A 25538-nucleotide genomic window follows, 5' to 3' on the forward strand; every position below is an offset into this window, starting at 1 on the left:
TATATGATAATTTAACTAAATGTTTAGGCATATTTAATAAAAAACGTTTTTTATAATTTATTTATTTAAATATGCCTATTGATTTAAAGTGAATTCAGCATTACATTTAGAGTTTATATGATGTTTTAATTATTGATAGACGGTTTTTAAGTTTGAATTATAATCAGAAATATCTTTATGATTTTTGTATTTTATAAGAAGCCAAGGTGGATTTGAAGAATTAGCAGAAGCTAATTTTACCAGTGATGAATAAAAATTATTAGCTTCCAATGTTATACCATAGTTTTTGTCATCTTGAATCCAACTGTTCACAATATAAGTTATATTAATTTTAATATATTTTCCGACATCATTTGGAGTTATACTTAGATGCATATGAGAGTCTGTTGGTGGCAGAGTATTCCAAGTAACAGATTTTACATCAAAATCACAAGTATTTTTATAAAGTGAAAGAGTATCATTACTATAGTAGCTAGTATCAGAGTTGATATCCTTTACAAACAAGCATAAATAAGCAGATGAAATTGGATATGGTTGTAAGTTAGACAAATCGAAAGTAATCAAAGATTTGAACATGGTAGAATGTGAGGAAGTTTTATGAACACTTCCAGCAAATAAGTTTTTACAGTCATAAAAGTTTTTATTAGCATTACCGCTATCTACATAATTTGTACCATTACATTTAAATTTAAAAATAGAATCCAATAATAATCAACTCCTTTTATATGTTTAAGCATATGCTACAAAATTAATTCTCTTACTCTAAATATATATGTAGAAACTGATAATATTCATGGAATTTTGGTAAATATTACATATAATTTTACTTATTATTTTTTACAGTCGATAAAAAGAAAAACCTAGGTTAGTTTCATAAAACATACAATTATCTGAAGATAATTATTTGTTTTATCAAACAAACCTAGGTTTTTCATTGTAAAATTTAAAATGTAAACATAGTTTAACTACATTTAGAGCTTAGGTTAATTTAAGATTTAAAAGTGAATATGTAAAAAAATAATGTTAAAGTGGCCTTAATTGTTTTAAAAGTTTCCCCATTGTTGAATATTAATTCACATCTTAGAATCTTAAAAATCTAAAGCTTTATTAGAGTATACCACATTTCTACACTTAAATGTTTTTTAAATTTTAACATTTTATATTTTTTTATTGGTTTAATAGCTAAAATATAAATATTATAAGAGGAAAGTAGTATAAAATATATTGACTTTGAAATATAAATATGTAATAATTACCTTGTTAAGTAAAGGATTACAGTTGAATTAAATAAAGTTAGAATATGTAGTTTGAAGAGTATGAGAGTAGGTAACTACATAAAGCAGCATTCATTTTAATAAGATTAATGTGAGTTGTGCTTTATGTAGTTATTTTTTACAATAATTTATTCATAAAGGACTATATAAACTTATATTAATAAAATGGCAACAATGTAACGTTAACAATAATGATTATTAATTAAAACATTAATTAATATATAATGCAGAAAAAGGGGAGGTATTATTATGTCAATTTTTATGTCAGAATTTCTAGGATCAATGCTACTTATACTTTTAGGTTGTGGAGTATGTGCTAATGTTGCATTGAAAAAATCAAATGGTAATGGTGGCGGATGGATAGTTATAACAACTGGTTGGGCATTAGCAGTTGCAATTCCAGCACTTATATTTGGTAATTACAGTGGAGCTCATTTTAATCCAGCATTAACTATTGCACTTGCAGCAATTGGAAAGATATCTTGGGCAACAGTTCCACAATATTTTGCAGGGGAATTTTTAGGAGCATTTGTAGGGGCTGTATTAGTATTTATTATGTATCATGGTCAATTTGAAGCAACAGAAGATCCAGGAACAAAATTAGGTGTTTTTGCTACAGGGCCAGCAGTAAAAAGCACATTATATAATTTTTTAACAGAAGCAATAGGAACATTTGTATTAGTATTTGGTATTTTAGGACTAGGTGCAAATCAAATGGCACCTGGAATCAATACAATAGTAGTTGGTGGACTAATTTTTGCAATTGGTTTAAGTTTAGGTGGACCTACTGGATATGCTATTAATCCATGTAGAGATTTATCTCCTAGAATTGCACATGCTATTTTACCTATTCCTAAAAAGGGTGATTCTAATTGGGGATATGCTTGGATTCCAGTTGTTGCACCAATAGTTGGAGGTTTAGTAGCCGCATTTTTCTATCAAGCAATAGTATAAATTTAAAAGGTTAAAGTTTATAATATAAAATCACAAATTATGAGTAGAGCAGTTAAAGCAATAATATGTACAAGTAGAGTATAATTATTTAGGAGGCACTAACAATGAAAAAATTAATAAATAATGCAGATGATGTTTTAAAGGATATGTTAGATGGACTTACAGCTGCTTATCCAGAATACTTAAGAAAGTTAGATAGTGCTAATGTAGTAGTTAGAACACATAGTTCAAAAGATAAGGTGGTTGTAATAAGTGGTGGAGGAAGTGGACATGAACCTGCACATGCTGGATATGTTGGATATGGAATGTTAGATGCTGCAGTATGTGGTGAAGTATTTACATCTCCAACTCCTGATCAAGTATATTAAGCAATTAAAGCCACTAATAATGGACAAGGAGTTTTACTTGTAATAAAAAATTATACCGGAGATGTTATGAACTTTGAAATGGCAAAGGAAATGGCTGAAATGGACGGTATAAAAGTTGAAGAAGTTATTGTGAATGATGATGTAGCTGTAGAAAATAGTTTATATACAGCTGGAAGAAGAGGAATTGCTGGAACAGTTTTTGTCCATAAGATATCTGGTGCTAAGGCTGAAACTGGAAGCAGTTTAGAAGAAGTAAAGAGAGTTGCAGAAAAAACTATAGAGAATGTTAGAAGTATGGGAATGTCTTTGTCATCCTGTATAGTACCTGCAGCAGGCAAAGCTAATTTTGAGTTAGGTGAAGATGAAATTGAAATTGGAATGGGTATACATGGTGAACCAGGTACTCACAGAGAAAAAATTTCTAGTGCAAATGAAATTGCAGAGCATTTAACTAATAAAATATTAGATGATATAACAATAAATAGTGGAGATGAAGTTGCAGTTCTTGTAAACGGTTTAGGATCGACGCCAAATATGGAATTGTATATAGTAAATAAAAAGGTTAATGAAATTCTAAATAAAAAAGGAATAAAGATCCATAAAACATTCATTGGAGAGTTTATGACATCTTTAGAAATGGCAGGATGCTCTATATCCATATTAAAGCTTGATGATGAATTAAAGGAGTTACTTGACGCGAAATCTAATACTCCAGGTTTTAAAGTATTTTAAAAGTATATTATACAAGGAGGTTAGAAATGATTAATGGTACTCAATTAAAGGAAATTTTAAATAAAATTAACATTGCTATAGAGAAAAATAAACTATATTTAAGTGAACTAGATGCTGCAATTGGAGATGGGGATCATGGCCTTAACATGAGTAAAGGATTTAAAGCAGTTGTAGAAAAAGTAAAGGATCTTCCAGAAGATGATTTAGGAAATATATTAAAAAGTTGTGGCATGGCACTGGTAAGTAATGTTGGTGGGGCATCTGGACCGTTATACGGAACAGCTTTTATGAAGTCAGCAAGTGTAGTTGCAAATAAAAGTTCTATGGATATAAATGATTTTATTGAAATATTACAAGTTTCTTTAGATGGAATAAAAATGAGGGGAAAATCCATAGAAGGAGAAAAAACTATAATTGATACTTTATCGCCATCTATAGAAGCTGGTAGGAAAGCCTTAGATGAAAACAAATCTCAAAACGATGTTTTAATTGCAATTATAGATGCAGCTAAAAAAGGAATGGAGAATACTAAAAATATAATTGCAACAAAAGGTAGAGCAAGCTATGTGGGAGAAAGAAGTTTGGGACATCAAGACCCAGGAGCTACTTCAATGTATATAATACTCTGTACTATAGCAGAAGAATTAAAGTTTTGAGGTGACATGAGATGGTTGGAATTGTGGTAGTATCCCATAGTGAGTTAGTTGCTAATGGAGCTAAAGAAATTGCGCTTCAAATGGCACCAGAGGCAAAGATTGAGGCCGCTGGAGGAACAGGAGATAATAGACTTGGAACTGACATTAATAAAATAACTGAGGCTATAAAAAAGGTTTATAGTGAAGATGGAGTAATGATATTTTTCGACTTGGGAAGTGCGTTTATGAATGCAGAAATGGCAGTTGAATTTTTAAATGACTCTATGAAGGAAAAAATTCAAATTGTAGATGCTCCTTTAATTGAAGGTGTAGTAGTGGCAGCAGTTGAATGTAGCATGAATAAGAGTATGGAAAAAGTTAATATGTCATTAACAGGAATGTCATTAAATAAAATTTAAATATAGATAAACAACTTTTAACTTAGACTTATGTAATAGCTAACCGAAATAGAGATTATGCATTTGTTTCGGTTACTGAAAATTTTGATAGATGCTTCTAAGACTGCAAGTTGCACCCACAGTGCTTGCTTCACAAACATGTTGTGAGCAAGCACATGTGGAACAACTTACAATCTAAGAAGCATAGCTATCAAAATTTTTAAAGTAACACTACACAAATACATAACCTCTATTTCTACTTTGGGATATATATTCAAAGCATAAGTGTAATTCTTAAGTTGGATATATATATATACAGCTTAGAGTTTAGACTTAGGATGTAATTAGCTGAAAGAAGATATATTCTTTTTCTCGGTTGTTATATGATTGTGCTGCGGATTCCTAGCAATAGAGGTTGTCACCAGTTATGAATACTCCTCAAACAAGTTAAGGACAAGCAAAAATTGAACAACTTTTATTGAAGAAATACCTATAGCCATATTCTAAATGCAATGCTCGCAAAAGAGTACCCTTAATTTATGCTTTGGAATATATTTTAAAGTTTAAATCTAGTTCGTAGTTTGTTTATCTATAGGAGGATGTGATTGAACAAAGTTTTACAGTCGGAAAATCGTTATAAAACAACATATTAAGCGATTAGCTTTTCGATAATTTATTCTATAAAATAGACTTTATCACATCCTCCTATAGTTAGGATCATCTCAATGAAAAAAGAGATGATCCTTTTAATGTCTAGGAAAGAAAAGAGTGCAAATTTCTTGTTTACTTATAATTTATGTAATAATATATGTTAAAATATATTATTACATAAATTATATAGGAATCCTCATTGCGGAACCCTATGTATGTATTCAATTTAACAATTAAATTTATAATTAGAATATGTTTCCATGCTAGAAATTCCATACATTTTTGTGAAACAGGCATTTGAAATTGAACTGTGAAGGTTCTTAGTACGAGGTTGTACCATTTTGGCTTGTCATAATTTTATATTAGGAGCATGCAAAAATGGGCACGCCCTTGTATTTAGAACCTTTCAGTGAAAATTTCATAGCCCTGTGGAACAAAAATGTATGGAGTTTTGGTTAACCGTCACTCAAGTTTGGATATATAGCAAATCTGTATATTAATTTTAATGAGGTAAATATGAAAATTAGTTTTGAATATGAAAATAAAATTATAGAATTTACTATTGTACGTAGTAAAAGAAAAACTTTAGGAATAAAGATAGATGAAAATTGTAAAATAATAGTAAGTGCTCCTTTTAGAGTATCAGAAGAAACTATAATAAAAGCAGTTAAAGATAAGGTTAGATGGATAGTTGAAAAGCAAGACGAAATACGTAAAAGGAACATAAAAAAGGTAGATAGAAAAGCTATTGAAGGAAGTACATTTATGTATTTAGGTAAGGAGTATCCTTTACATTTGGTTTTTGACGGTATGAGAAAAAATATAATTGTAGAATTAAATAATGAGAATTTTAATAAATCAAAGTCTAATAGATTATTTATAGATAAAACTTATATTACATCATCAATTAATACATTAGAAGAATGTAAAAATGTTTTTATAAGTAAAGAACAATTAGCAAATAAATTTATTATACATACTAATACAAGAGATGAAGAAAAAATAAAATTAGCATTAGAGAAATGGTATAGACAAAGAACTATGGAAATTGTAAAGGAAAGGATACAATATTATACGGGAAATTTTAAAGATAAAGTAAGTGAGGTTAAAGTTAAGGAACAAAAACGGAGATGGGCAAGTTGTACAGGAAAAAATGAAATTCTATTTAATTGGAGGATTAGTATGGCTAGCCTTGATGTAATTGATTATATTGTAGTTCATGAAATGTGTCATATGGATCATAGAAATCATTCGAGAGAGTTTTGGAATAGGGTAAAGGAAGTAATGCCAGATTATAAAGAAAAACATGAATGGCTTAAATTAAACGGAATGAATTTATATATATAGATAAGGCACAATTAAAAAATAATAGACCAGTATGCTTACATATTTTGCGTCATACTGCGTCAGTAAGTTTTGCCAATAGGCTTGCTATTACCAAAACTTACTTCCTTGTCTGACACCAAATATGTATCGCATCTTTGGTCTATTACTTTCTTTCATGTGCCTAAACAACTTATGCGATAGTTAATTGAAATAGAGATAGTGTATTTGTTTCGGTTACTACTACTCAAAAGCATTAACTCTATTTCTAATTTTGAATATATATTTAAAACATAAGTGTTATTTATAATTAAAATATATATAAATGTTTACTAAATTTAATGAGAGATTGTTCCATTATTGCTTGTCCTTAAATTGCTTAAGGAGTATTCAGTAATGGTGCAATGTCTCATTTAGAAACTTCTAGAGCTTTTATAGTCATGCGGAACAAAAATGTATTTGATTTCGGTAAAGTTACCACATGATTCTAAATTCTAAGTTGTTTATTTATTATTTCGTAACGTTTAAATTAGAATTATCAATATTTTTAATTTTTTTAATTGCAAGTACACAATAAATTAAAGCAATTATGTAGTATAATATGTAAAATTCAGGTATATCTATTTGCGCAACATTTAATAAAGCTTCTATTAATATTGATGAAGTCATTGCATAAAAGCTTAAGGTACAAGACTTTGAGTAATTTAATTTAAAGCCAATAATAGAACTAATAATTAAGGTTCCAGGACCTAAAATTAAAAATACAGAAAATAAATTTTCTAAAAAAGAAAGCATAGGATCAATAAATAACAATGTTACATTATACATAAATTTAAAAACTGACAATGCTTCTCGAAATGTATTATTATTTGCACCTATGTTAGCAAAGTCACTAAATTTTAAAGTTTTTAGTGTATGATAGTTTTGTCTAAATGTTATAGAATTTGCATCTATGTATACACCATTGTTATATGGACTTAAAGCGGATAAAGTTGTTGCTCCACTTGTATCTACAATAAGAGTTTGACCGTCATGTTTATAGTAAATAGGTTGAGTGGAATCTATAGATAATACACCATTTTCGAGAGTGAAATTTGGCGCTTCATTTATAAATTTTGCTTGCACTTTCGATATGTCAGAGTTAAATGAGCTCAGGGTAATAATATTAACTATAGTAGAAAATATTATAGTGACAAGAAAAATATAAAATATAGATTTACCAACTCCTTGTCTTAAAAATTCTTTATAGGCAGTAAGATTGAAAAAGCTATATGCCAGTTTATGCCTAAATCCCATTTTAGTTTCCAAAGAAAAACCTCCTCAAATTTAATATATAATCAAACGATATTGCTAATTATAACATATTGTGTACAAATGGCAAATGGGGTTGAAATATGGCTAAAATAAATTTTGGATAATTTTAACTTTGATTTATTTAAGTTATAGAGTTATAATTATTTATTGTATTATGAATATATAAATTCAATTAAAATAGAATATTTGTAGATTTATATTTGAGTATAAATCTTAGACAGTTCGTTAGACCATCCTGTCTCTAAATAAAACTAGGCAAAATTAAAGTTTAAATTGATTATGAATTTAAGGTTTATTTTATTATGATGGTGTAAATTGTGATAAAATAAACCTTTTTTGTTTAAAATTTCAATATATAGATTATGATTCTATAAGTGTATTTTAGATATATAAAATAATGTAATATAAAAATTAAAAATATATATAAATTAAGGGGAAAAATATGTTTAAGATAAAAAGTGAAATACAATTTGATACAGCACATTATTTAAGTGGATATAAAGGAAAATGTTCAAATATTCATGGGCATAGATATAGATTAATTGCTAAATTAAAATCAGAAACATTACATGAAGATGGTCAACTTAGAGGAATGGTAGATGATTTTTCAAACTTTAAAGGTGCATTAAAAGAAATAGAAGAGATTTTTGATCATAAGTTAGTTATTGAAAATAATGATGAAGGAAAAGCTTTGGCTAGGAAATTAGAAGATTTACCAAATAATTTTGATATCTATTTTGTGAATTATAGGCCAACAGCAGAAGAAATGTCTAGAGATATTTTTAATATGTTAAAAGCTAAGGGATTATCAGTATGTGAAGTCGAATTATTCGAAACACCTAATAATAGTTGTATATATACGGAAGACTAATTAGTCATATTCAAATAAATAACAGGTCTCTTTGTTAGTCTATTTCCAATCAGAGGAAGCTTGACTCGCATTTGCTCACTGAGTAAGCAATTCACACAAAATCATTTTTATATGAGGTTAACTCATAAATGAGTTAACTAAGTTCAAGAAACCAAATCATAGATTTGGACTTTCACTTATCTGCTCATCGGAAAATTGAACTTGTTATTTATTTTCACGTGTCTTATTTGAATACTAGGAGGGGTAAAATGTTTAATATAGTAGAAAAATTTTTATCAATAGATGGAGAAGGACCAACTTCGGGTGAAATTGCTACATTTATAAGATTTCAAGGATGCAATTTAAGATGTTCTTGGTGTGATACAGTTTACTCATGGGGTAAAGAAAGTACTAATGAAAAATTGAGTGCTAATGAAATTTATCAATATATAAAAGAAAATGGGGCCACAAATGTTACTTTAACAGGTGGTGAGCCACTTATCCAGGAAAATATAGATGAACTATTAAATATTTTAAATAAAGATGAGAACTTAATGGTTCATATAGAAACAAATGGCGCTGTAAACATAGGGGCATTTAAAGAGAAACATAAGGGTGGAAATATAAGTTATATAGTTGATTTTAAGCTTCCAAGTAGTAATATGACCAATTCAATGGATATGAATAATTTAAAGCTAGTTGAATCTAGTGATGTTTATAAATTTGTTGTGGGTAGCAGCGAAGACTTAAATATGGCATACGATATAATAAAAAAATATGATTTAACTTCTAAATGTTTGGTTTATCTAAGTCCTGTTTGTGGAAATATAGAAATGAAAGATATTGTTGAATTTATGAAGGAGAAAAAATTAAATAAAGTTAGATTGCAAGTTCAACTTCATAAAGTTATTTGGGATAAGAGCGAAAGAGGGGTTTGATTAATGAAAAAGAAAATTGATACTGAAAAGATTCAAGAATGTATAAAAGAGATATTGATTGCATTAGGTGATGACCCAAATAGAGAAGGATTGATAGATACGCCAAAGAGAGTTGCAAAGATGTATGAAGAGGTTTTTGAAGGAATGACTCATTCAAATGAAGAAATAGCAGAAATGTTTGGAACAACATTTGAAGAAGAAGATTGTACTTCAGAAAATTATAAAAATATGGTAGTTGTAAAAGACATACCAATACATAGTTATTGTGAACATCATTTAGCACTTATGTACAATATGAAAGTTACAGTAATTTATAAGCCAAAAGATAAAATAATAGGTCTTAGTAAAATTGCGAGAATTGCGGATATGGTTGGAAGAAGGCTTCAACTTCAAGAGCGTATTGGTAAAGATATCGCAGAGATAGTATCTATGGTTACTGAAACAAAGGATGTAGGAGTTTTAATTACAGGAGAACATAGCTGTATGACATCAAGAGGAGTAAAAAAACCAGGAACATTGACTACAACAACGACTTTTACTGGTGAGTTTGAAGAAAATGATTTATTAAGACAAGAAGCATTATTAATTATGAAATAAAGATTAGATTAAAAAAATAAATTGTAGTCTTAGACACATAAACTTGTTATTTTTTGAATGTAACTTATTTAGGAGGAATTTAATATGGATAAGAAAAAAGCAGTAGTTGTATTTAGTGGTGGTCAAGATTCTACCACATGTTTATTTTGGGCACTTGAGAAGTTTGATGAGGTTATAGCAGTTACTTTTGATTATAATCAAAAGCATAAGAAAGAAATAGAATGTGCAACATCTATAGCAAAGGAATTAGGTGTTGAACATCATATTTTAAATATGGATTTATTAAATCAACTAGCACCTAATGCTCTTACAAGAGATGATATAGAAATTAAAGCAGGAGAAAACGGTGAATTACCTTCAACATTTGTAGAAGGAAGAAATATGTTATTTTTAACTTTTGCAGGTGTACTTGCTAAAGTTAAAGGTGCAAATCATATAGTAACAGGTGTTTGCGAAACAGATTTTAGTGGATATCCTGATTGTAGAGATGTGTTTATAAAATCATTAAATGTCACATTAAATTTAGCTATGGATTACAATTTCGTAGTTCATACTCCATTAATGTGGATAGATAAAGCTGAAACTTGGAAAATGGCAGACAGCTTTGGTAAGTTAGATTATATTAGAGAAAAAACTCTTACTTGTTATAATGGAATAATTGGAGATGGATGTGGAGAATGTCCAGCTTGTAAACTTAGAAAAAGAGGACTAGAAAATTATTTAGCTAGTAAAGCAAAATAAGCACTCTAGCACAAAACAAACAGAATGTGTTGAAAATAAGTATTTATAGATAGGAGAAAAATAATGAGTGAAAGTGGAAGAAAATCAAAGGAACTTGAAGGATTAAGCCTTTTAGGAAATCAAGGAACAAAGTATGATTATGGATATAATCCAGAGGTTTTAGAAGTATTCGATAATAAACATCCTGGAAATGATTATTTTGTAAAATTTAACTGCCCTGAATTTACAAGTCTTTGCCCTATTACAGGACAACCAGATTTTGCAACGATATATATAAGTTATATGCCAGGTAAAAAGATGGTTGAAAGCAAATCATTAAAATTATATTTATTTAGTTTTAGAAATCATGGTGATTTTCATGAAGATTGCATGAATATAATAATGAAAGATTTAATTAAGCTTATGGATCCAAAATACATTGAGGTTTGGGGAAAATTCACTCCAAGAGGTGGAATAAGCATAGATCCATATTGTAATTATGGAATTCCAGGAACAAAATATGAGGAAATGGCTAACTATAGAATGATGAATCATGATATGTATCCGGAAAAAGTAGATAATAGATAATTAAGGAAATGAAAATACGTGAAGCCTTGAAATTACTAGCTTTATTAATTTGATTATTATTTAAAAAATACATTGGTCAAAAATTAGTCAAAAAATATTGTCAATAATTTTTCGTGCTTCATTTTTAAATTATAAACAATTCATACAAGCCATAGGTTGTAGACAGTAGAAATATTATTTAGTACTTATATTCTTTTAGCAGTAGCCAGGATTAATCTGACTACTGCTTTATTTTTAGTTCGGCATCATTTGATAATATACATCTGGTAAATGTACCAATCCATTAGTATCTATATAATTTGAAGAACCAAATTGATCCCAATATTGATTAATAACCATAGCTCCATTATCATCTAATAGATATCTTTCTCTTTTGTGCTTATCTCCAACTAAAACACCATATTCCATTTGGCCATCATCTCTAACATAGTACCATTTGCCATTAGTATAAATCCATGCATTAGTATATCCTTGATAAAAATCAGGAGTTTCACACATCCAATAATATGAATTTGTATTAGAATCATATATTCTATCCCATTGAGAAGAATCAGCATAAACAATCATTGGATCCCCAGAGTAAAATACAGTATTTGATCGCCAACCACTATATTCATTTGCACTAGCACCAATGCTAAATAAACTAAACAGTATAAATATTACACTTAATGATTTAATAAATCTGTTCATAAATTTATTCCTCCTATAATTTTATATACAAATTATACCACAAAATCTGAATGGCTATGTTTGCATTCTTAATAATAGTTTTACAGAGGCATCATGTAATATGTAACTTTAGTATCTAAAAGTTTAGGGAGATAAAATAATGATTAAAAAACATTTAAACAGAATTATGACTTTAGGAATAATTTCTACATCTTTACTAAAAATATAATTCTATATAAAGATTGTCTAAAATGTTAATACAATGTAGAATATTCCTGTATTACGAAAATAGGGGGATAATAATATGATTAAAAATTATCTAATAAAAGCAATATCTTTAACAACTTTGGTGATTTCTTCAACAGCAGCTAATCCAATTTGTGTAAAAGCAGAAGATAATGTGAATATTCAACAAATAAAATCAGAAATATTAAAACAGGTTAATCCTAATCAGGTATTTGGTATTAATGTATCTAAAGATGAACTTGAATTTCAAGGAGAGACAACAGTAAAAAAAGAATTTTATTATGAAGATACTAATTATACTAATGTTAATCTTGCAGATGAAAAATTATATCATTTCAGTTATAACAAATATGCGACGATTTCCTTTTATTATGGATTAACATCAAAATGTATTTATATGCAAATTGTTGGTCATGACATGCAAGATGTAACCATATTTAAAGATGAAAACATATATGCATATTTTTTTAAGAATACAAATAAATATACCACAACACATGGATGGATTGGAAATAATGGTTGGGATAAAGAAGTAGCTAATGCTTGGAGATACTTTAAAGATGGAATAGTTCAGACTGGTTTGATTCGCAATGGTGGTAATTGGTATTATTGTTATAGCAATGGAGATATGGCACATGATACAATAATCGATGGATATCATTTAAATTCAAGTGGAGCATGGGATTATTAATATTTAATATACAATAAAAAATAGGGGATGATATTATGATAAGGAAATATTTAAACAAAATCATAACTTTAGGAATAGTTGTTATATCAATATCAGCATTAAATCCAATAAGAGTGCATGCAGATACAAAGATATATACTGAGATAGATGCTAATAGAAAGAAATTTGTTAATAATAACAGAATTGAGTTTTTAAAAGAAGATGGAACATACGCCAGAAACGAATGGATTCATGAAAAAGGAAGTAATATAGTATGGGGGCACTACGATATTTGGAATTATTTCGGAGATGACTGTATTGACAAAGAGGGATGGTTTCAAGTAGATGGGAAATGGTATTATGGAGATGAGGACCATTCATCAGATTATTATGCTATACGAACCAATGAATTTAATGGCGATTACTATCTAGGAGCAGATGGTGCAATGGTGACAAATACTTGGTTTAAAACATACGCTCTAAGAGGATTGGGTTTAGCTTGGTATTATTCTGGAGCAGACGGAAAAATACTAAGAAATACTTATACCCCTGATGGTTATTGGGTTAATTCGGATGGTATTTGGGAATAATGAGATAAAGTTAAATATACTTAATAGAGGTAGATTAGGGAGAAATCTATTTTTATGTAAAAAATACAATTAAATAATTATATATACTATCTTTTTTTACAAATGGAATTTTATATAACATTGCATAAAGTATAAATGAAATGTAAAATATTGCCGTACAATAAAATAGGGGATGGAATAATGATTAAAAAACATTTAAAAAAAATCATAGCCTGGGGGATAGTTATTACATCAGTATTAGCGTTTAATCCAATAGGAGTTAATGCAGAATGGAAAAATAATTCCACTGGTTGGTGGTATTCAGATGGTGGTATATGCTATATAGGATGGAAATTAATTGATGGAAATTGGTATTATTTTTATTCAGATGGTTATATAGCTAGAAATACTACTATTGATGGTTATTATCTAAACAATAGTGGTGTATGGACAAATGATAAACCAGTTAGTCAAAAAATACAAGGTACATGGAAAGAACGTTATGAATCTTCAGGAAATAATCTTATAATTGATGGAAATACAATTGGAGGAAAGCCTTATACAATCATTGAAGAGGATTCAGATAGAGTAATAATTGAGATTAAGGAAGGTAGTGATACTTATAGATATATGTTTAAGCCTTATGACAACGGAACTATGATGATATATTTGTATAATGAATGCACTAACTCGTATTCAGGAGGAGCACAGTATACAAGAGTATAGTTAATTTTGGTAAGTCTATTGGAAGAAAGTGGCTAATACATTAGTAAAATTGGTAGATATAAAAAGAGATAGCGTGGGTGATTTAAAAACGTTATCTCTTTTTTATGTCTCAATTATTATACTATATTAAAATTATTAACTAGAATTTTGAAGAATATACAATAAGGAAGTAATTAATATATAGATATCCAATTTAAGAATTAAACTTATTTCTGATTTCGGTTATTCACTACATAAGTCTAGATCTTGATTTGACAAAATAATCAGATAATATACAATTGTTTTATAAAAGTTTAAGGCTAGGATTTTATCCTAGCTTTTTATATTTACAAAATAGTCCAAAAGTGGTATTATAAAATCAAACGTTTGTTCGTATAATGAGGAGCTGAAAATGGAAAAAGAAGTTAATAAACAATCAGAAATATATGAATTTTTAAAAAAGTATACAGAAAATAAAGGATATCCACCTTCAGTAAGAGAAATTTGTCAAGCTGTATCTTTAGCTTCAACCTCAACTGTTCATGGTCATTTAAAAAGATTAGAGAAAAAGGGACTAATTAAAAGAGATCCATCTAAGCCAAGAGCTTTAGAGATAGCAGAGCTTTCAACACCACAAAGAGAAATGATTGAGATTCCTATCATAAGGGAAATAAAAGAAGGTTATCCACTATTTTCACGTGAAAATATAGAAGATACCTTTTCATTGCCATTAGATTTTATAAAGCATAATAAAGAACTTTTTATCTTGCGGGTATCAGATAAAAGTATGATTAATGTAGGAATTATAAATAATGATTTGGCTATTATAGAGCGTGTAGAAACTGCAAGTAATAGAGATATAATAGCAGCACTAATTGATGGTGAAACAACTATAAAAAGATTCTTTAAAGAAAATAATTATATTAGACTTCAATCTGAAAATGATACTATGGATTCTATCATATTAAGTGAGTGCAAAATATTAGGTAAGCTTGTTGGAATATTTAGATCATTTTAAGAAGTAGAAAAGCTGAGATTAAATTCTTGGCTTTATTTTTTTGTTCTAAATCTGAAATTTACAGTAAGTTCTATTTATACTTTTCACCTTAAAACAGGTATCAAAGTAATGCTTAATTTTAGTATGAATTTTATATTATATTATTTTAATAAAGTATTAAATTAATACATGAGTAAAATTGTTGAGTATTAATTTTATGACTAGGATATCTTCTATCTTGCTTAAAAATATATTTATTCTTATAACTATGTAAACAAAAGATTATAAAAAAGGGTAAATGATATATTATTAATGATCTTGATAAGTTAATATATTTATTTGAAGATTTATATAAATAAAATAGTTTAGAAGTTTAGAATTATTTTAATAAATTATATCCTTGTTTTTTAAAATAAGATATTAAGGAATTTCTGCAAGTACATTTTTCTGTACATGTACACATATCCATTAGTAAACATTGTTTTAAATTTATAAAAGCTTTGTCAAGGTTAGCTTTAGATTCTTTAGGAATTTGGTTGATAATAAAAATAGCAGCAGAAAGAATGATTATATTTTTTGAAATATAGATTATTGATGAAAGATCATATATATTAGCATTAGTAAAGAACACATACTTAAATTTATAAAAGAATGTTGCAGTTACAATACAATATAAAATTATGCAGAGTTTTGTAATAAATTCATAATGAATACATGAATTGTAAAAATTATCAATTCTAGATTTTACAAGTTCACTAAGATTTTTATAGAAATCTTCATTGCGGATGTTGTCATTCATTTAATATACCTCCAAATTAATAATCTAATTAATAAAGAATATTAAATTATTAGGTAGATTATGACTTGGAAAATAAAAATAGTGTTTTATAATATACATGTTGTAATATTATTTACTAATTGATTTACTTATACAGTACATAATTTAAGCATAGATTTAAATTTTTAAATTATGTATTTAAAGTGTTGTAAAAATAAAGATTAAGAAATTTATTAAAAGAATAAACAACTTGGTTAATATTGATTAATTGACAATTAATAGATTATAATAAACAAGAGAAATTTAGATTATTACTAAATTGTAATATATTGATAAACTAAAGTAAAGAAGGGAGAGTAATATGAATTTAAGCAAATTAAGTACTAGAAATAAAGGAATATTATTTATAATAATGTCTGCTTTTGGATTTGCAATGATGGCTGCATTTATAAAGTTATCAGGAGATTTGCCATCATTTCAAAAAACATTTTTTAGAAATATAGTAGCTGTTGTTATAGCATTTATTCTTATACTTAAGCATAAAGAAAGCTTTTTTGGTAGAAGGAAAAACCAAAAAACACTATTGCTTAGATCAACGTTTGGAACATTAGGAGTAATTTTTAATTATTATTCAATTGATAGATTAGTTTTATCAGATGCTAATATGCTTAATAAACTTAGTCCATTTTTTGTAATTATTTTTTCAGCTTTATTTCTGCGAGAAAAGATAAAAAATAAGCAGTTCATAGCAGTTATGATTGCATTTGTTGGAGCATTATTTATAATTAAGCCATCATTTACTTTTGAAGTGATACCAGCACTTGTAGGAACACTAGGAGGCATATGTGCAGCAGCAGCTTATACTTGTGTTAGAGCTTTAAGTGGAAAGGAAAAACCAAATACAATTGTATTTTATTTTTCTTTTTTTTCAAGTGTTGTTACATTTCCACTAATGATGTTCTCATATAAGCAGATGTCAACAATACAATTAACTTATTTAATTTTAGCAGGAGTATTTGCAAGTCTAGGGCAATTTGGAATAACATTAGCATATAAATATGCTCCAGCTAAAGAAATATCTATATTTGATTATACAAATATACTTTTTTCAGCAATAATTAGTTTATGTTTATTTGGAGTACTTCCAGATTACTTAAGTGTTATAGGGTATTTAATCATCTTTGGAGCATCTTTTTACATGTTTTTATTTAATAAGAAGCTGGATAAAGAAGAGTTTATAAAGATAAAAGAAATTGAAAGATAATATTTATTAATGAATGCAAGTTCTAATTATGAGGTTATTTTAAAGAGTTTTTAAAATAACCTCATTTTAATTTTTTATCAATTAGATTAGATAAGATAATTTAGTGAAAGCGAGAATTGTGAAGAACATAATTCAAGGAACAATAAAGGTATAAAAAAACAATATTAAAAAATATAAGAAAAAAACTTGACAAATATACCCCGATATCTTATTATGTAGTTGAGAATGATTTTCAAAATTAACTGAGGAAAATTAGGAGGTAGATAAAATGAAAATAGTTTATTGGTCAGGAACAGGAAATACAGAAAATATGGCTGAATTAATTGCAAAAGGAATTGCAGAAGGTGGTAAAGAAGCCAAAGCAATAAGTGTATCAGATGTAAATGTAGATGAATTACTAAAGGAAGAAGTTCTTGTTTTAGGATGTCCAGCAATGGGAGATGAAGTCCTAGAAGAAGGAGAATTCGAACCATTCATAGATGAAATTTCAACTAAGGTATCTGGTAAAAAAGTTGTACTATTTGGCTCATATGGTTGGGGAGATGGTCAATGGATGAGAGATTGGGAAGAAAGAATGCTTGGGTATGGATGCGTAATCCCAGAAGAATGTTTAATAGTCCAAAATGAACCAGATGAAAATCAATGCATAGAGTTTGGAAAGAAGATAGCTCTTTTATAAAATGAAAGTGGTGTGATGATATGAAGTATCTAGATTTTTATAATAAATTAGATTCAATGAAAAATAAAGAATATATAGAAAACTTTTTGGTTTACAATATGTCATTAGTTATAGCAGGAGTTAAACCAGCTGTAACCATAACAATTAAGAAGAATAATAAAAAGATTTATGATAATTGGAATAAATTCGGGAAAGATTTTATAGATAATATAAAATTAAAATCTATTGAATTAAGAGAAAGTGATGATTCTATAATATTAATGATTTATGATGAAGAGATTCTTAAAAAAGAAGTTTTAAGTAAAGACAATATGAAATTTTTAATTAATCTCGGATATTCATCTGAAGCTAAAATTGAAGATTATATAAATACATTAAAGTCTAGATATGAAAAATATCATTGCCCACATGAATTAGGATTATTCCTTGGAATACCTTTTGAAGATGTTAAAGATTTTATGGAATGTACTACTAAGAAATGTTTACTATGTGGATATTGGAAGGTATACAATAATAGTGGACAAGCAAAAATTATTTTTAATCAATACAATAAAGTTAAAGAATATACAATGAAGAGTATGCTTAAAGGAAATCTATCGCAAGACCTCGTTTTTAATATAAAAAAGTCCTTTAGTGCATAATTCAAATAATACAAATCTCTCTATTGAAAGCTCTAAATACAGTAATGCTCCAGTTCTTTATTTAGAGCACTAACAGATAATCATATAAAATATAGTTTTTGTTAGAATTTTAAATAGATGTATCTTGATTAGGCATAAATCTAAGATATGAGTAAACTTAATAAATGCTATTTAGTAAATTTTAATTATATGGATAGCTTTAAAATTAAATGCCATATACACTTTAATAATAATGAGTAATTAACCAAAGAATTTTTTAGTACCACACAACTAAAAAATTCTACTCGCTACACACACAAACGAATTATACATCATTAAATATAAATAAAAGTAGATACATTCTGTAAAATTAATATAAAACCCGTAAGGTTCCACACACGCCTTACGGGTTTAAATTTATATATAAATAACTGAAATTAGATAGGATTTTTACAAAAACTAATAACTGAAGTATAATTTATGTTATACAATATCTAAAGTGTGAAAGACTATAAGTAAATATACTTTTTAAAAAATTAGAATGTAAATTAGATATTATAATTAATTGGGGTTGAAATTTAAGAGAAAAAGGAAGTGAGAAAATAGTTATGTTATTTAATAAGTTGATTGAAATTGATAAAGTAAGTGATTCTATAGGAAATGTTAACTTTAGAGAAGCAGTAAGAGCTGTTATTATTAAGGATAATAAAATTTTAATGGTACATTCTAAAAATAGAGATTATAAATTTCCAGGTGGGGGAATTAAAAAAAACGAAGATCCAATAGAGGCTTTAAAGAGAGAAATTGAAGAAGAGACAGGTTATATTTGTACAAAAGTAAGCAATCAAATTGGAATCATAACTGAAAAAAGTAAAGATAAGTATGTAAATAATAGAATTTTTAAGATGATATCTTATTATTATTTTGCAGAAGTTTCAGATGTAAAAAAAGAGCAAAAATTAGATGCCTATGAAGCAATGTTAGAATTTAAACCAATATGGATTCCGCTTGAAGAAGCTATAAATAATAATGAAACAATAATAAATTCGGGAATGGAACCAATTGCAAATTGGATTAATAGAGAAACATATGCATTAAATAAAATTAATGCATATATAAATAAAAGAAATTATAATAAAAAGGTTTGAAGCTTTTTATTGGTAATTTAAATAGAAAGTGGCTGAAGAACATAAAACAAACAGGGGCTATCGCACTAAAAAATGCGATAGCCCCTGTTTAATAATAAATCACAACGCGTCTGCAATCTATTAAAAAATGAAGTTAATTCAAAGTATTTATCAAATAGCTATTTTTTCATGCACATATGATCTTGAACATGTTGCAAAGCTTCACCAAATCTTTGATAGTGGACAACTTCTCTTTCTCTTAACCACTTTAATACGTCTTTAATATCTTGTTCATCAGTTAAATTAATTAAATTCTCATAAGTTGCTCTAGCTTTTTGCTCAGCTGCCATGTCTTCATGTAAATCAGCAATTACATCGCCTTTAGCTTGAATATAAGTTGCAGTCCATGGATTACCAGTAGCATCTACATAAAATAAAGCTTTTCTATGATCTGCATAACTACCAGCAAGTCCAGCAGCTTCTATCTCTTTAACAGTTGCATTTTCCATAAGTTGATAAACCATAGTTGCAATCATTTCAACATGAGCCATTTCTTCTGTTCCAATATCAGTTAATAATCCTTTAGATTTGCCAGTTGGCATTGTATAACGCTGATTTAAATATCTAAGAGCAGCGCTTAATTCTCCATCAGGACCACCATATTGAGTTATTAAATATTTTGCCATTTTTAAATCTTTACATTTTAAATTTATTGGATATTCTAATGTTTTTACATAATGCCACATAAGTTCAAAACCCTCCTATTCATAATTTTCCCAAGGCCAAGGTTGATCAACCCAAGCTCGTGGATTTTCTACAAAAGATGAACCGAAATTTGTAAGTGGGCCATAATCTTTTTCATATTCATGAACTAGACTAGTTAATTTAGCAGATACTTTTTCGTAATCATCTTTGGCATTTTTAGAATCAGGAAAATTATCTAGGAATAAATTAAGTTCCACAGCACAAAACTGATAAGTTAATATTTTATCTAAAATTTCTCTTCCATACATAATAAATCACCTCTAATATTTTTTCTTTTTGCATTCCATATAAGGTTTATAAAGGTCTTCAAAAATAGTTCCTTTATTAAAACTTTCTTTACAGGAAAACAAGTTTTCATATTTTTGAGGCAATATATATGCTTTGGCATATTCTACACCATGTTCTTTACTATATTCTACGCCAGGTTTTTTAACATATTCTTTACCATATTCCATACCGTGCATTTGATCGTATTCTTTTTGTTTACACATACAGTCATCATGTCTGTACATAAATTTTCGTCCCTTCGTTTCTTACTTACTTAATAAATATCTTATGCAATTGATGAGTTGATGTGATAATTTGAATTAAAAAAATAAAATAAATAATTAGTAACTATTTACAAATTAAGCAGTATAATGTATTATAAATATATAGTATCAAATTGATATTATCTAAAAGATGTAAACTAATTTGAATTAATGTGTTGTACGGAAGTTAAAAAAATATATATAAGTTGCATTAAAGAGTATACATTGTATATTGGGTGTTTATATTCATGTAAGTTACTGTAATATAAGTTCATTATCGCAACTCATATAGTTAAAGGTTAGGGATGATTAGATGAAGAAAGAAATTTTATTAAAAGAAGAAAAAGAATTTTTAGATCAATATAATCCTAATGAGTACGAAAGACCTAGTGTGACAAATGATGTAATAATATTTACAACTAGTGATTTAAAAGAAGATAATTCTAGAAAAGTACCAAGGAAGGGAATGCAGGTTTTGTTAATAAAGAGAAATGAATTTCCTGAAAAATACAAATGGGCGATACCAGGTGGTTTTGTAAATCTTAATGAAAGTTTAGAAGAAGGTGCAATTAGAAAGTTAAAAGAAGAAACAGGCATAGATAATGTTTATATAGAACAGTTATATAGCTTTGGAGATATAAATAGAGATCCAAGAACAAGAGTTATAAGCATTGGGAATATGGCCTTAATTGCTAAAGAAAATATTAATTTTAATAAAAATATAAAGCCTAAAGAAACAAAATGGTTTTGGATAAATAAGAAATTAATAAACAGTGAAAGTTGTGAAGGACGTATTATAAATAAATATAATTTAAGTTTAAAAAGTGAAGATGAAGAAATTGAAATTAAATATGAAATATTAGAAATTACAGAAAAAAGTATATTAAGAAAACAAGAAAAAACTTATACGCTGTTGGAATCTAGTAATGATAAACTAGCTTTTGACCATTATAAAATAATAGATTACGCATTAGATAGAATTAGAAATAAAATTGAGTATACACCAATTGCTTTAAATTTGCTTCCTAGATTATTTACAGTAAAAGAACTTCAATATGTTTACGAAGCAATAATGGGAAGAGAAATATTAAATTTTAGAAGAAAGATGGATGACATGATTATAGAAACCGATGAAAAAATTGAAGGAAGGCCTTTTAGACCAGCTAAGATGTTTAAGTTCAATGAAGAGTTTGAACACAAATTTTAATATCAATAGTGTAAATTAGAGAAATTAATTAATTTGTAATAATTTTGAAATGGAGATAATAATAATGATTTATTTAAATGAAAAGAAAGTAAATGTGAAAAAATTTCCGAATGGTGAATCCTTAATAAATAGTGAAGATTTAAAAGTTAATGAAGAAACTAATATTATTAAATTAAAATTTGAAAGTGATGAGGATATTACACATTTAATATTTTTAAAAGGACATTTAGATGAATTAAATTGTGAATGTATCCTTGAAATTCTCTATATGCCTTATAGCAGGATGGATAGAACAGAAGGAAAAACAGTGTTTACTCTTAAATATTTATGTAAGTTAATTAATTCTATGAATTTTGATAAGGTATATATTTATGAGCCACATTCTGATGTATCCGTAGCCTTGTTAGATAGAGTTAGTATAATAAATACTTCTTCAAATATTGCTAAAAAGGTATTAGAGAAATTTCTTAGAGAAGAAAAATGTGAAGAACAAGTTTATTTGGTTTATCCAGATGCAGGTGCTGAAAAAAGATATAGCAAACAAATTGAGTATGATAAGGTATTAAGTGCAAGCAAAGAAAGAGATTTTAAAACAGGGTATATAAAGAAACTTGACATTAATGGAACCGTAGACAGTGAAAGTTTTAAGGCAATTATCGTAGATGACTTATGTTCAAAAGGTGGAACTTTTATATTGACTGCAGCTAAATTAAAAAAAATGGGAGCAAGTGAGATTTATTTGGTAGTAACTCATTGTGAAGAAACAATATTTAAAGGTGATATTTTAAAGACAGATTTAATCAAAAAAGTATATACAACAAACAGTATATTAAGTAGGAAGCATGAGAAGATTGAAATAACTAAGATTATATAAATAAAAAAACGCAAAGGTTTAAGGATAAAATGTGTTTATGTTATATAAAAAAATATAGACTATATACAGTATATATTGAGAAAACTTTAATAAAAAAACAGTATTAATTTAGTTTTAATAAATAATTTATTTTAAATGACATATTAAATGGAGGATAAAAATGAAAAAATTATTAGTAGTTGTTGATTATCAAAAGGATTTTGTAGATGGAGCGTTAGGATTTAAAAAGGCGGAAACTTTAGAAGAAGGAATTTATAATAAAGTAAAAAGTTATTTAAATAATGGGGATAAAGTTTTATTTACTTATGATACTCATTATGAGAATTATTTAGAAACTAGAGAAGGAAAAAGCTTACCAGTTCCTCATTGTATTATAAATACTGAAGGTCACAATTTATATGGGAAGTTAATGGAATTTAAGGATTCAAAAAATACATTTCATTATAATAAAGAATCTTTTGGTATAGCACCTAAGGATATAATTAGTTTATCTAAGGAAATTGGTGAAGATTTAGACGAAATAGAGTTAGTTGGTGTTGTAACAAATATATGCGTAATAAGTAATGTAGTAACATTTCAGTCACAGTATATAAACACAAATTTAATTGTTGATGGAACTCTTTGTGCAAGTTTTAATGAAAGCTTACATGAAAAAGCCTTAGATGTAATAGAATCATTAACTGTAAAAGTTATAAGATAGAACTAACAATTGAGGAAATTTCATAATTAAATTTTTTATAAATTAATATTGCAAGGAATGTATAGAGGTGAAGAAATGATAGATCCATTATTGTTAACTGATTTTTATAAAACAATACATCATAAGTGTTATGTAGAAGGTCTTACAAAACTTGTAAGCTATTGGACGCCTAGAATGTCTAGAAAAGAAAATATGAATAAAGTTGTTATGTTTGGATTACAATCTTTTATAAAAAAATATTTAATAGAATATTTTAATGAAAATTTCTTTAATGTTTCAAAGAAAGAAATTATTAAAGAGTATAAGAGAGTTATATGTAATACTATGGGTGATATTGCAGCAGATACTTTTCATATAGAAAAGCTGCATGATTTAGGATATCTTCCTATACAAATTAAAGCAGTTCAGGAGGGGACACGGGTTAATATAAAAACACCCATGATCGAGATTACCAATACTCATGATGATTTTGCTTGGCTTGTAAATTATTTAGAGACATTTATGAGTTGCAATATATGGCAGCCTATGGCAAGTGCAACAATTGCATATAGATACAGGGAGATCATGGAAAGATATTTTGATCTTACTGTAGAAAATGGTGATGTAACTAAATCATGTGGGGATTTTAGTATGAGAGGATTCAGTTCAATTGAAAGTGCACAAGTTAGTAGTGCAGGACATTTACTTTCATTTACTGGAACTGCAACAATCTCATCAATACTTTATTTAGAAAAGTATTATAACTGCAATATTGAAAATGAAGTTGTAGGTATTGGAACTCCATCAACAGAGCATAGTGTAATGTGTAGCTATGGAACTGATGAACTTAAAGCTTATAAAAGATTAATTAATGAAGTGTTTCCAAGTGGAATATTGAGTATAGTTTCAGATACTTATGATTATTGGAATATTATTACCAATATACTTCCAATATTAAAACAAGATATATTAAATCGAGATGGAAAGATAATAATAAGAGGAGACAGTGGAGATCCAATTAAGATAATATGTGGAGATAGTGGAGCACCTCAAAATAGTCCAGCTTATAAGGGAACAGTAGAGCTTTTGTGGGAGATTTTTGGTGGTCAAATTAATTCTAAGGGCTACAAAGTTTTAAATTCTCATATAGGAGCAATTTATGGAGACAGTATTACTGTAGAAAGGTGCGAGGAGATTTGCAATAAACTAATGCAAAAAGGATTTGCAGTAAGTAATTGCACATTTGGAATAGGTTCATACACGTATCAATATAATACTCGAGATACTTTTGGATTTGCATTAAAAGCTACTCATGCAATAATAAATGGAGAAGAAAAGTTTATATTTAAAGATCCTAAGACTGATATAGGAAAGTTTAAAAAATCTCAAAAAGGAATGTGCTATGTATATAAGAATGGCGATGACATTGTATATAAAGATGAACTCACTATCAAAGAAGCAGAAGAATATAAAGATAATTTATTAGAAATTGTATTTAAAGATGGAAAATTGATTAAAGATTATTCATTGAAAGAAATTAGAAATAAACTTTATGGGAAGTTTTAAATTTAAGGCACGTGAAAATAAATAATAAGTCCAATTTGATATGGATATTTTTCATCAGGAAAGAAGGCAAATCTACTTGTTATTTATTTGAATGTGCCTAATATAGCTGCAGATAATTTTTTGTACAGAGAAATTATCTGCAGTTTTTATAATTTAAGTCACATGAAAGAAAATAACAAGTCCAATCTATCATGAATATTTTTCATTATTGTTTTTATTAGTGATATATAGTTTATAAGATATTATGAAAA

The 25538-nt window shown here is 27.4% G+C and carries 28 protein-coding genes and 1 pseudogene; 22 read left to right on the forward strand and 7 right to left on the reverse strand.

Annotation, left to right across the window (positions count from 1 at the left end):
* Window positions 1-129: 129 nt before the first annotated feature.
* Window positions 130-705 (reverse strand): DNRLRE domain-containing protein, encoded by a 576-nt coding sequence (locus tag CLSA_RS07580; protein ID WP_022744891.1) that lies wholly within the window; start codon window positions 703-705, stop codon window positions 130-132.
* Window positions 706-1523: 818 nt separating this feature from the next.
* Here CLSA_RS07580 and CLSA_RS07585 point away from each other — a divergent pair.
* From CLSA_RS07585 to CLSA_RS07605, 5 genes and pseudogenes are all read left to right on the forward strand, one after another.
* Window positions 1524-2228, forward strand: coding sequence for an MIP/aquaporin family protein (locus CLSA_RS07585; protein WP_022744892.1), 705 nt, complete (start codon window positions 1524-1526; stop codon window positions 2226-2228).
* Window positions 2229-2332: 104 nt separating this feature from the next.
* A pseudogene (gene dhaK, locus CLSA_RS07590) lies at window positions 2333-3328 on the forward strand (dihydroxyacetone kinase subunit DhaK).
* A gap of 26 nt (window positions 3329-3354) precedes the next feature.
* Window positions 3355-3984 carry a dihydroxyacetone kinase subunit DhaL gene (dhaL, locus tag CLSA_RS07595; protein WP_022744893.1) on the forward strand — a complete coding sequence of 210 codons (630 nt, stop codon included), beginning with the start codon at window positions 3355-3357 and terminating at the stop codon, window positions 3982-3984.
* Window positions 3985-3995: 11 nt separating this feature from the next.
* The gene (dhaM, locus tag CLSA_RS07600) at window positions 3996-4382 is read left to right on the forward strand and encodes a dihydroxyacetone kinase phosphoryl donor subunit DhaM (protein ID WP_022744894.1); all 387 of its coding nucleotides are present in this window, start codon (window positions 3996-3998) and stop codon (window positions 4380-4382) included.
* Window positions 4383-5528: 1146 nt separating this feature from the next.
* Window positions 5529-6359 (forward strand): M48 family metallopeptidase, encoded by an 831-nt coding sequence (locus CLSA_RS07605; protein ID WP_022744895.1) that lies wholly within the window; start codon window positions 5529-5531, stop codon window positions 6357-6359.
* A gap of 486 nt (window positions 6360-6845) precedes the next feature.
* Here the strand turns inward: CLSA_RS07605 and CLSA_RS07610 are convergent, their stop codons facing one another.
* Window positions 6846-7643 (reverse strand): DUF1189 domain-containing protein, encoded by a 798-nt coding sequence (locus tag CLSA_RS07610; RefSeq protein ID WP_022744897.1) that lies wholly within the window; start codon window positions 7641-7643, stop codon window positions 6846-6848.
* Window positions 7644-8091: 448 nt separating this feature from the next.
* Here CLSA_RS07610 and CLSA_RS07615 point away from each other — a divergent pair, with 448 nt between their 5' ends.
* The 5 genes from CLSA_RS07615 (at window position 8092) to queF (ending at window position 11342) form a co-directional block, all read left to right on the forward strand.
* Window positions 8092-8520, forward strand: a complete 429-nt coding sequence (locus tag CLSA_RS07615) for a 6-pyruvoyl trahydropterin synthase family protein (protein ID WP_022744899.1) — start codon at window positions 8092-8094, stop codon at window positions 8518-8520.
* A gap of 248 nt (window positions 8521-8768) precedes the next feature.
* Window positions 8769-9437, forward strand: coding sequence for a putative 7-carboxy-7-deazaguanine synthase QueE (gene queE, locus CLSA_RS07620; protein WP_022744907.1), 669 nt, complete (start codon window positions 8769-8771; stop codon window positions 9435-9437).
* Window positions 9438-9440: 3 nt separating this feature from the next.
* Window positions 9441-10034: a GTP cyclohydrolase I FolE gene (gene folE, locus CLSA_RS07625; protein WP_022744909.1), complete on the forward strand. Its 594-nt coding sequence runs from the start codon at window positions 9441-9443 to the stop codon at window positions 10032-10034.
* Window positions 10035-10118: 84 nt separating this feature from the next.
* The gene (queC, locus tag CLSA_RS07630) at window positions 10119-10775 is read left to right on the forward strand and encodes a 7-cyano-7-deazaguanine synthase QueC (protein WP_022744912.1); all 657 of its coding nucleotides are present in this window, start codon (window positions 10119-10121) and stop codon (window positions 10773-10775) included.
* 63 nt (window positions 10776-10838) lie between these two features.
* Window positions 10839-11342, forward strand: coding sequence for a preQ(1) synthase (gene queF / locus CLSA_RS07635; protein ID WP_022744914.1), 504 nt, complete (start codon window positions 10839-10841; stop codon window positions 11340-11342).
* 234 nt (window positions 11343-11576) lie between these two features.
* Here the strand turns inward: queF and CLSA_RS07640 are convergent, their stop codons facing one another.
* Entirely contained in the window at window positions 11577-12032 is a 456-nt protein-coding gene (locus CLSA_RS07640) for a cell wall-binding repeat protein (RefSeq protein WP_022744915.1), read from the reverse strand.
* Window positions 12033-12315: 283 nt separating this feature from the next.
* On the opposite strand from CLSA_RS07640, the gene CLSA_RS23615 reads away from it, so the two are divergent.
* From CLSA_RS23615 to lexA, 4 genes are all read left to right on the forward strand, one after another.
* Window positions 12316-12948, forward strand: coding sequence for a hypothetical protein (locus CLSA_RS23615; protein WP_022744916.1), 633 nt, complete (start codon window positions 12316-12318; stop codon window positions 12946-12948).
* Between the two features lie 35 nt (window positions 12949-12983).
* Complete coding sequence (locus tag CLSA_RS07650) at window positions 12984-13517, forward strand: hypothetical protein (protein ID WP_022744917.1); 534 nt, start codon at window positions 12984-12986, stop codon at window positions 13515-13517.
* Window positions 13518-13697: 180 nt separating this feature from the next.
* Window positions 13698-14222 carry a hypothetical protein gene (locus tag CLSA_RS07655; protein WP_052334790.1) on the forward strand — a complete coding sequence of 175 codons (525 nt, stop codon included), beginning with the start codon at window positions 13698-13700 and terminating at the stop codon, window positions 14220-14222.
* A gap of 391 nt (window positions 14223-14613) precedes the next feature.
* Window positions 14614-15219 (forward strand): transcriptional repressor LexA, encoded by a 606-nt coding sequence (gene lexA, locus CLSA_RS07660; RefSeq protein WP_022744919.1) that lies wholly within the window; start codon window positions 14614-14616, stop codon window positions 15217-15219.
* Between the two features lie 358 nt (window positions 15220-15577).
* On the opposite strand, the gene CLSA_RS07665 is transcribed toward lexA, so the two are convergent.
* A complete protein-coding gene (locus tag CLSA_RS07665; protein ID WP_022744920.1) occupies window positions 15578-15997 on the reverse strand; it encodes a hypothetical protein in 420 nt (139 codons plus the stop codon).
* Window positions 15998-16337: 340 nt separating this feature from the next.
* Between CLSA_RS07665 and CLSA_RS07670 the strand changes: the two genes are divergently transcribed.
* From CLSA_RS07670 to CLSA_RS07685, 4 genes are all read left to right on the forward strand, one after another.
* Window positions 16338-17240, forward strand: a complete 903-nt coding sequence (locus CLSA_RS07670) for a DMT family transporter (RefSeq protein WP_022744921.1) — start codon at window positions 16338-16340, stop codon at window positions 17238-17240.
* A 268-nt stretch (window positions 17241-17508) separates the two neighbouring features.
* On the forward strand, window positions 17509-17919 hold the full coding sequence (locus CLSA_RS07675) for a flavodoxin (RefSeq protein ID WP_022744922.1): 411 nt from the start codon (window positions 17509-17511) through the stop codon (window positions 17917-17919).
* Between the two features lie 20 nt (window positions 17920-17939).
* The gene (locus tag CLSA_RS07680) at window positions 17940-18560 is read left to right on the forward strand and encodes a DUF3793 family protein (RefSeq protein WP_022744923.1); all 621 of its coding nucleotides are present in this window, start codon (window positions 17940-17942) and stop codon (window positions 18558-18560) included.
* Window positions 18561-19147: 587 nt separating this feature from the next.
* On the forward strand, window positions 19148-19687 hold the full coding sequence (locus CLSA_RS07685; protein WP_022744926.1) for an NUDIX hydrolase: 540 nt from the start codon (window positions 19148-19150) through the stop codon (window positions 19685-19687).
* Between the two features lie 158 nt (window positions 19688-19845).
* Here CLSA_RS07685 and CLSA_RS07690 read toward each other — a convergent pair whose 3' ends face one another.
* The 3 genes from CLSA_RS07690 to CLSA_RS07700 are packed head-to-tail and all read right to left on the reverse strand — an operon-like array spanning window position 19846 to window position 20943.
* Window positions 19846-20412, reverse strand: coding sequence for a manganese catalase family protein (locus CLSA_RS07690; protein ID WP_022744929.1), 567 nt, complete (start codon window positions 20410-20412; stop codon window positions 19846-19848).
* Window positions 20413-20427: 15 nt separating this feature from the next.
* Window positions 20428-20679 carry a spore coat protein CotJB gene (locus CLSA_RS07695; protein WP_022744931.1) on the reverse strand — a complete coding sequence of 84 codons (252 nt, stop codon included), beginning with the start codon at window positions 20677-20679 and terminating at the stop codon, window positions 20428-20430.
* A 12-nt stretch (window positions 20680-20691) separates the two neighbouring features.
* Window positions 20692-20943, reverse strand: a complete 252-nt coding sequence (locus tag CLSA_RS07700; protein ID WP_022744934.1) for a spore coat associated protein CotJA — start codon at window positions 20941-20943, stop codon at window positions 20692-20694.
* Window positions 20944-21274: 331 nt separating this feature from the next.
* On the opposite strand from CLSA_RS07700, the gene CLSA_RS07705 reads away from it, so the two are divergent.
* The 4 genes from CLSA_RS07705 to CLSA_RS07720 all read left to right on the forward strand — a co-directional run bounded on the left by CLSA_RS07705 (window position 21275) and on the right by CLSA_RS07720 (window position 25287).
* On the forward strand, window positions 21275-22168 hold the full coding sequence (locus CLSA_RS07705) for an NUDIX hydrolase (protein WP_022744938.1): 894 nt from the start codon (window positions 21275-21277) through the stop codon (window positions 22166-22168).
* Between the two features lie 64 nt (window positions 22169-22232).
* Window positions 22233-23042: a ribose-phosphate diphosphokinase gene (locus tag CLSA_RS07710; RefSeq protein ID WP_022744941.1), complete on the forward strand. Its 810-nt coding sequence runs from the start codon at window positions 22233-22235 to the stop codon at window positions 23040-23042.
* Window positions 23043-23202: 160 nt separating this feature from the next.
* On the forward strand, window positions 23203-23742 hold the full coding sequence (locus CLSA_RS07715) for a cysteine hydrolase family protein (RefSeq protein ID WP_022744943.1): 540 nt from the start codon (window positions 23203-23205) through the stop codon (window positions 23740-23742).
* A 75-nt stretch (window positions 23743-23817) separates the two neighbouring features.
* A complete protein-coding gene (locus CLSA_RS07720; protein WP_022744946.1) occupies window positions 23818-25287 on the forward strand; it encodes a nicotinate phosphoribosyltransferase in 1470 nt (489 codons plus the stop codon).
* The last annotated feature ends 251 nt before the right edge of the window (window positions 25288-25538 follow it).

The organism is Clostridium saccharobutylicum DSM 13864, from assembly GCF_000473995.1.
Classification (GTDB): domain Bacteria; phylum Bacillota; class Clostridia; order Clostridiales; family Clostridiaceae; genus Clostridium; species Clostridium saccharobutylicum.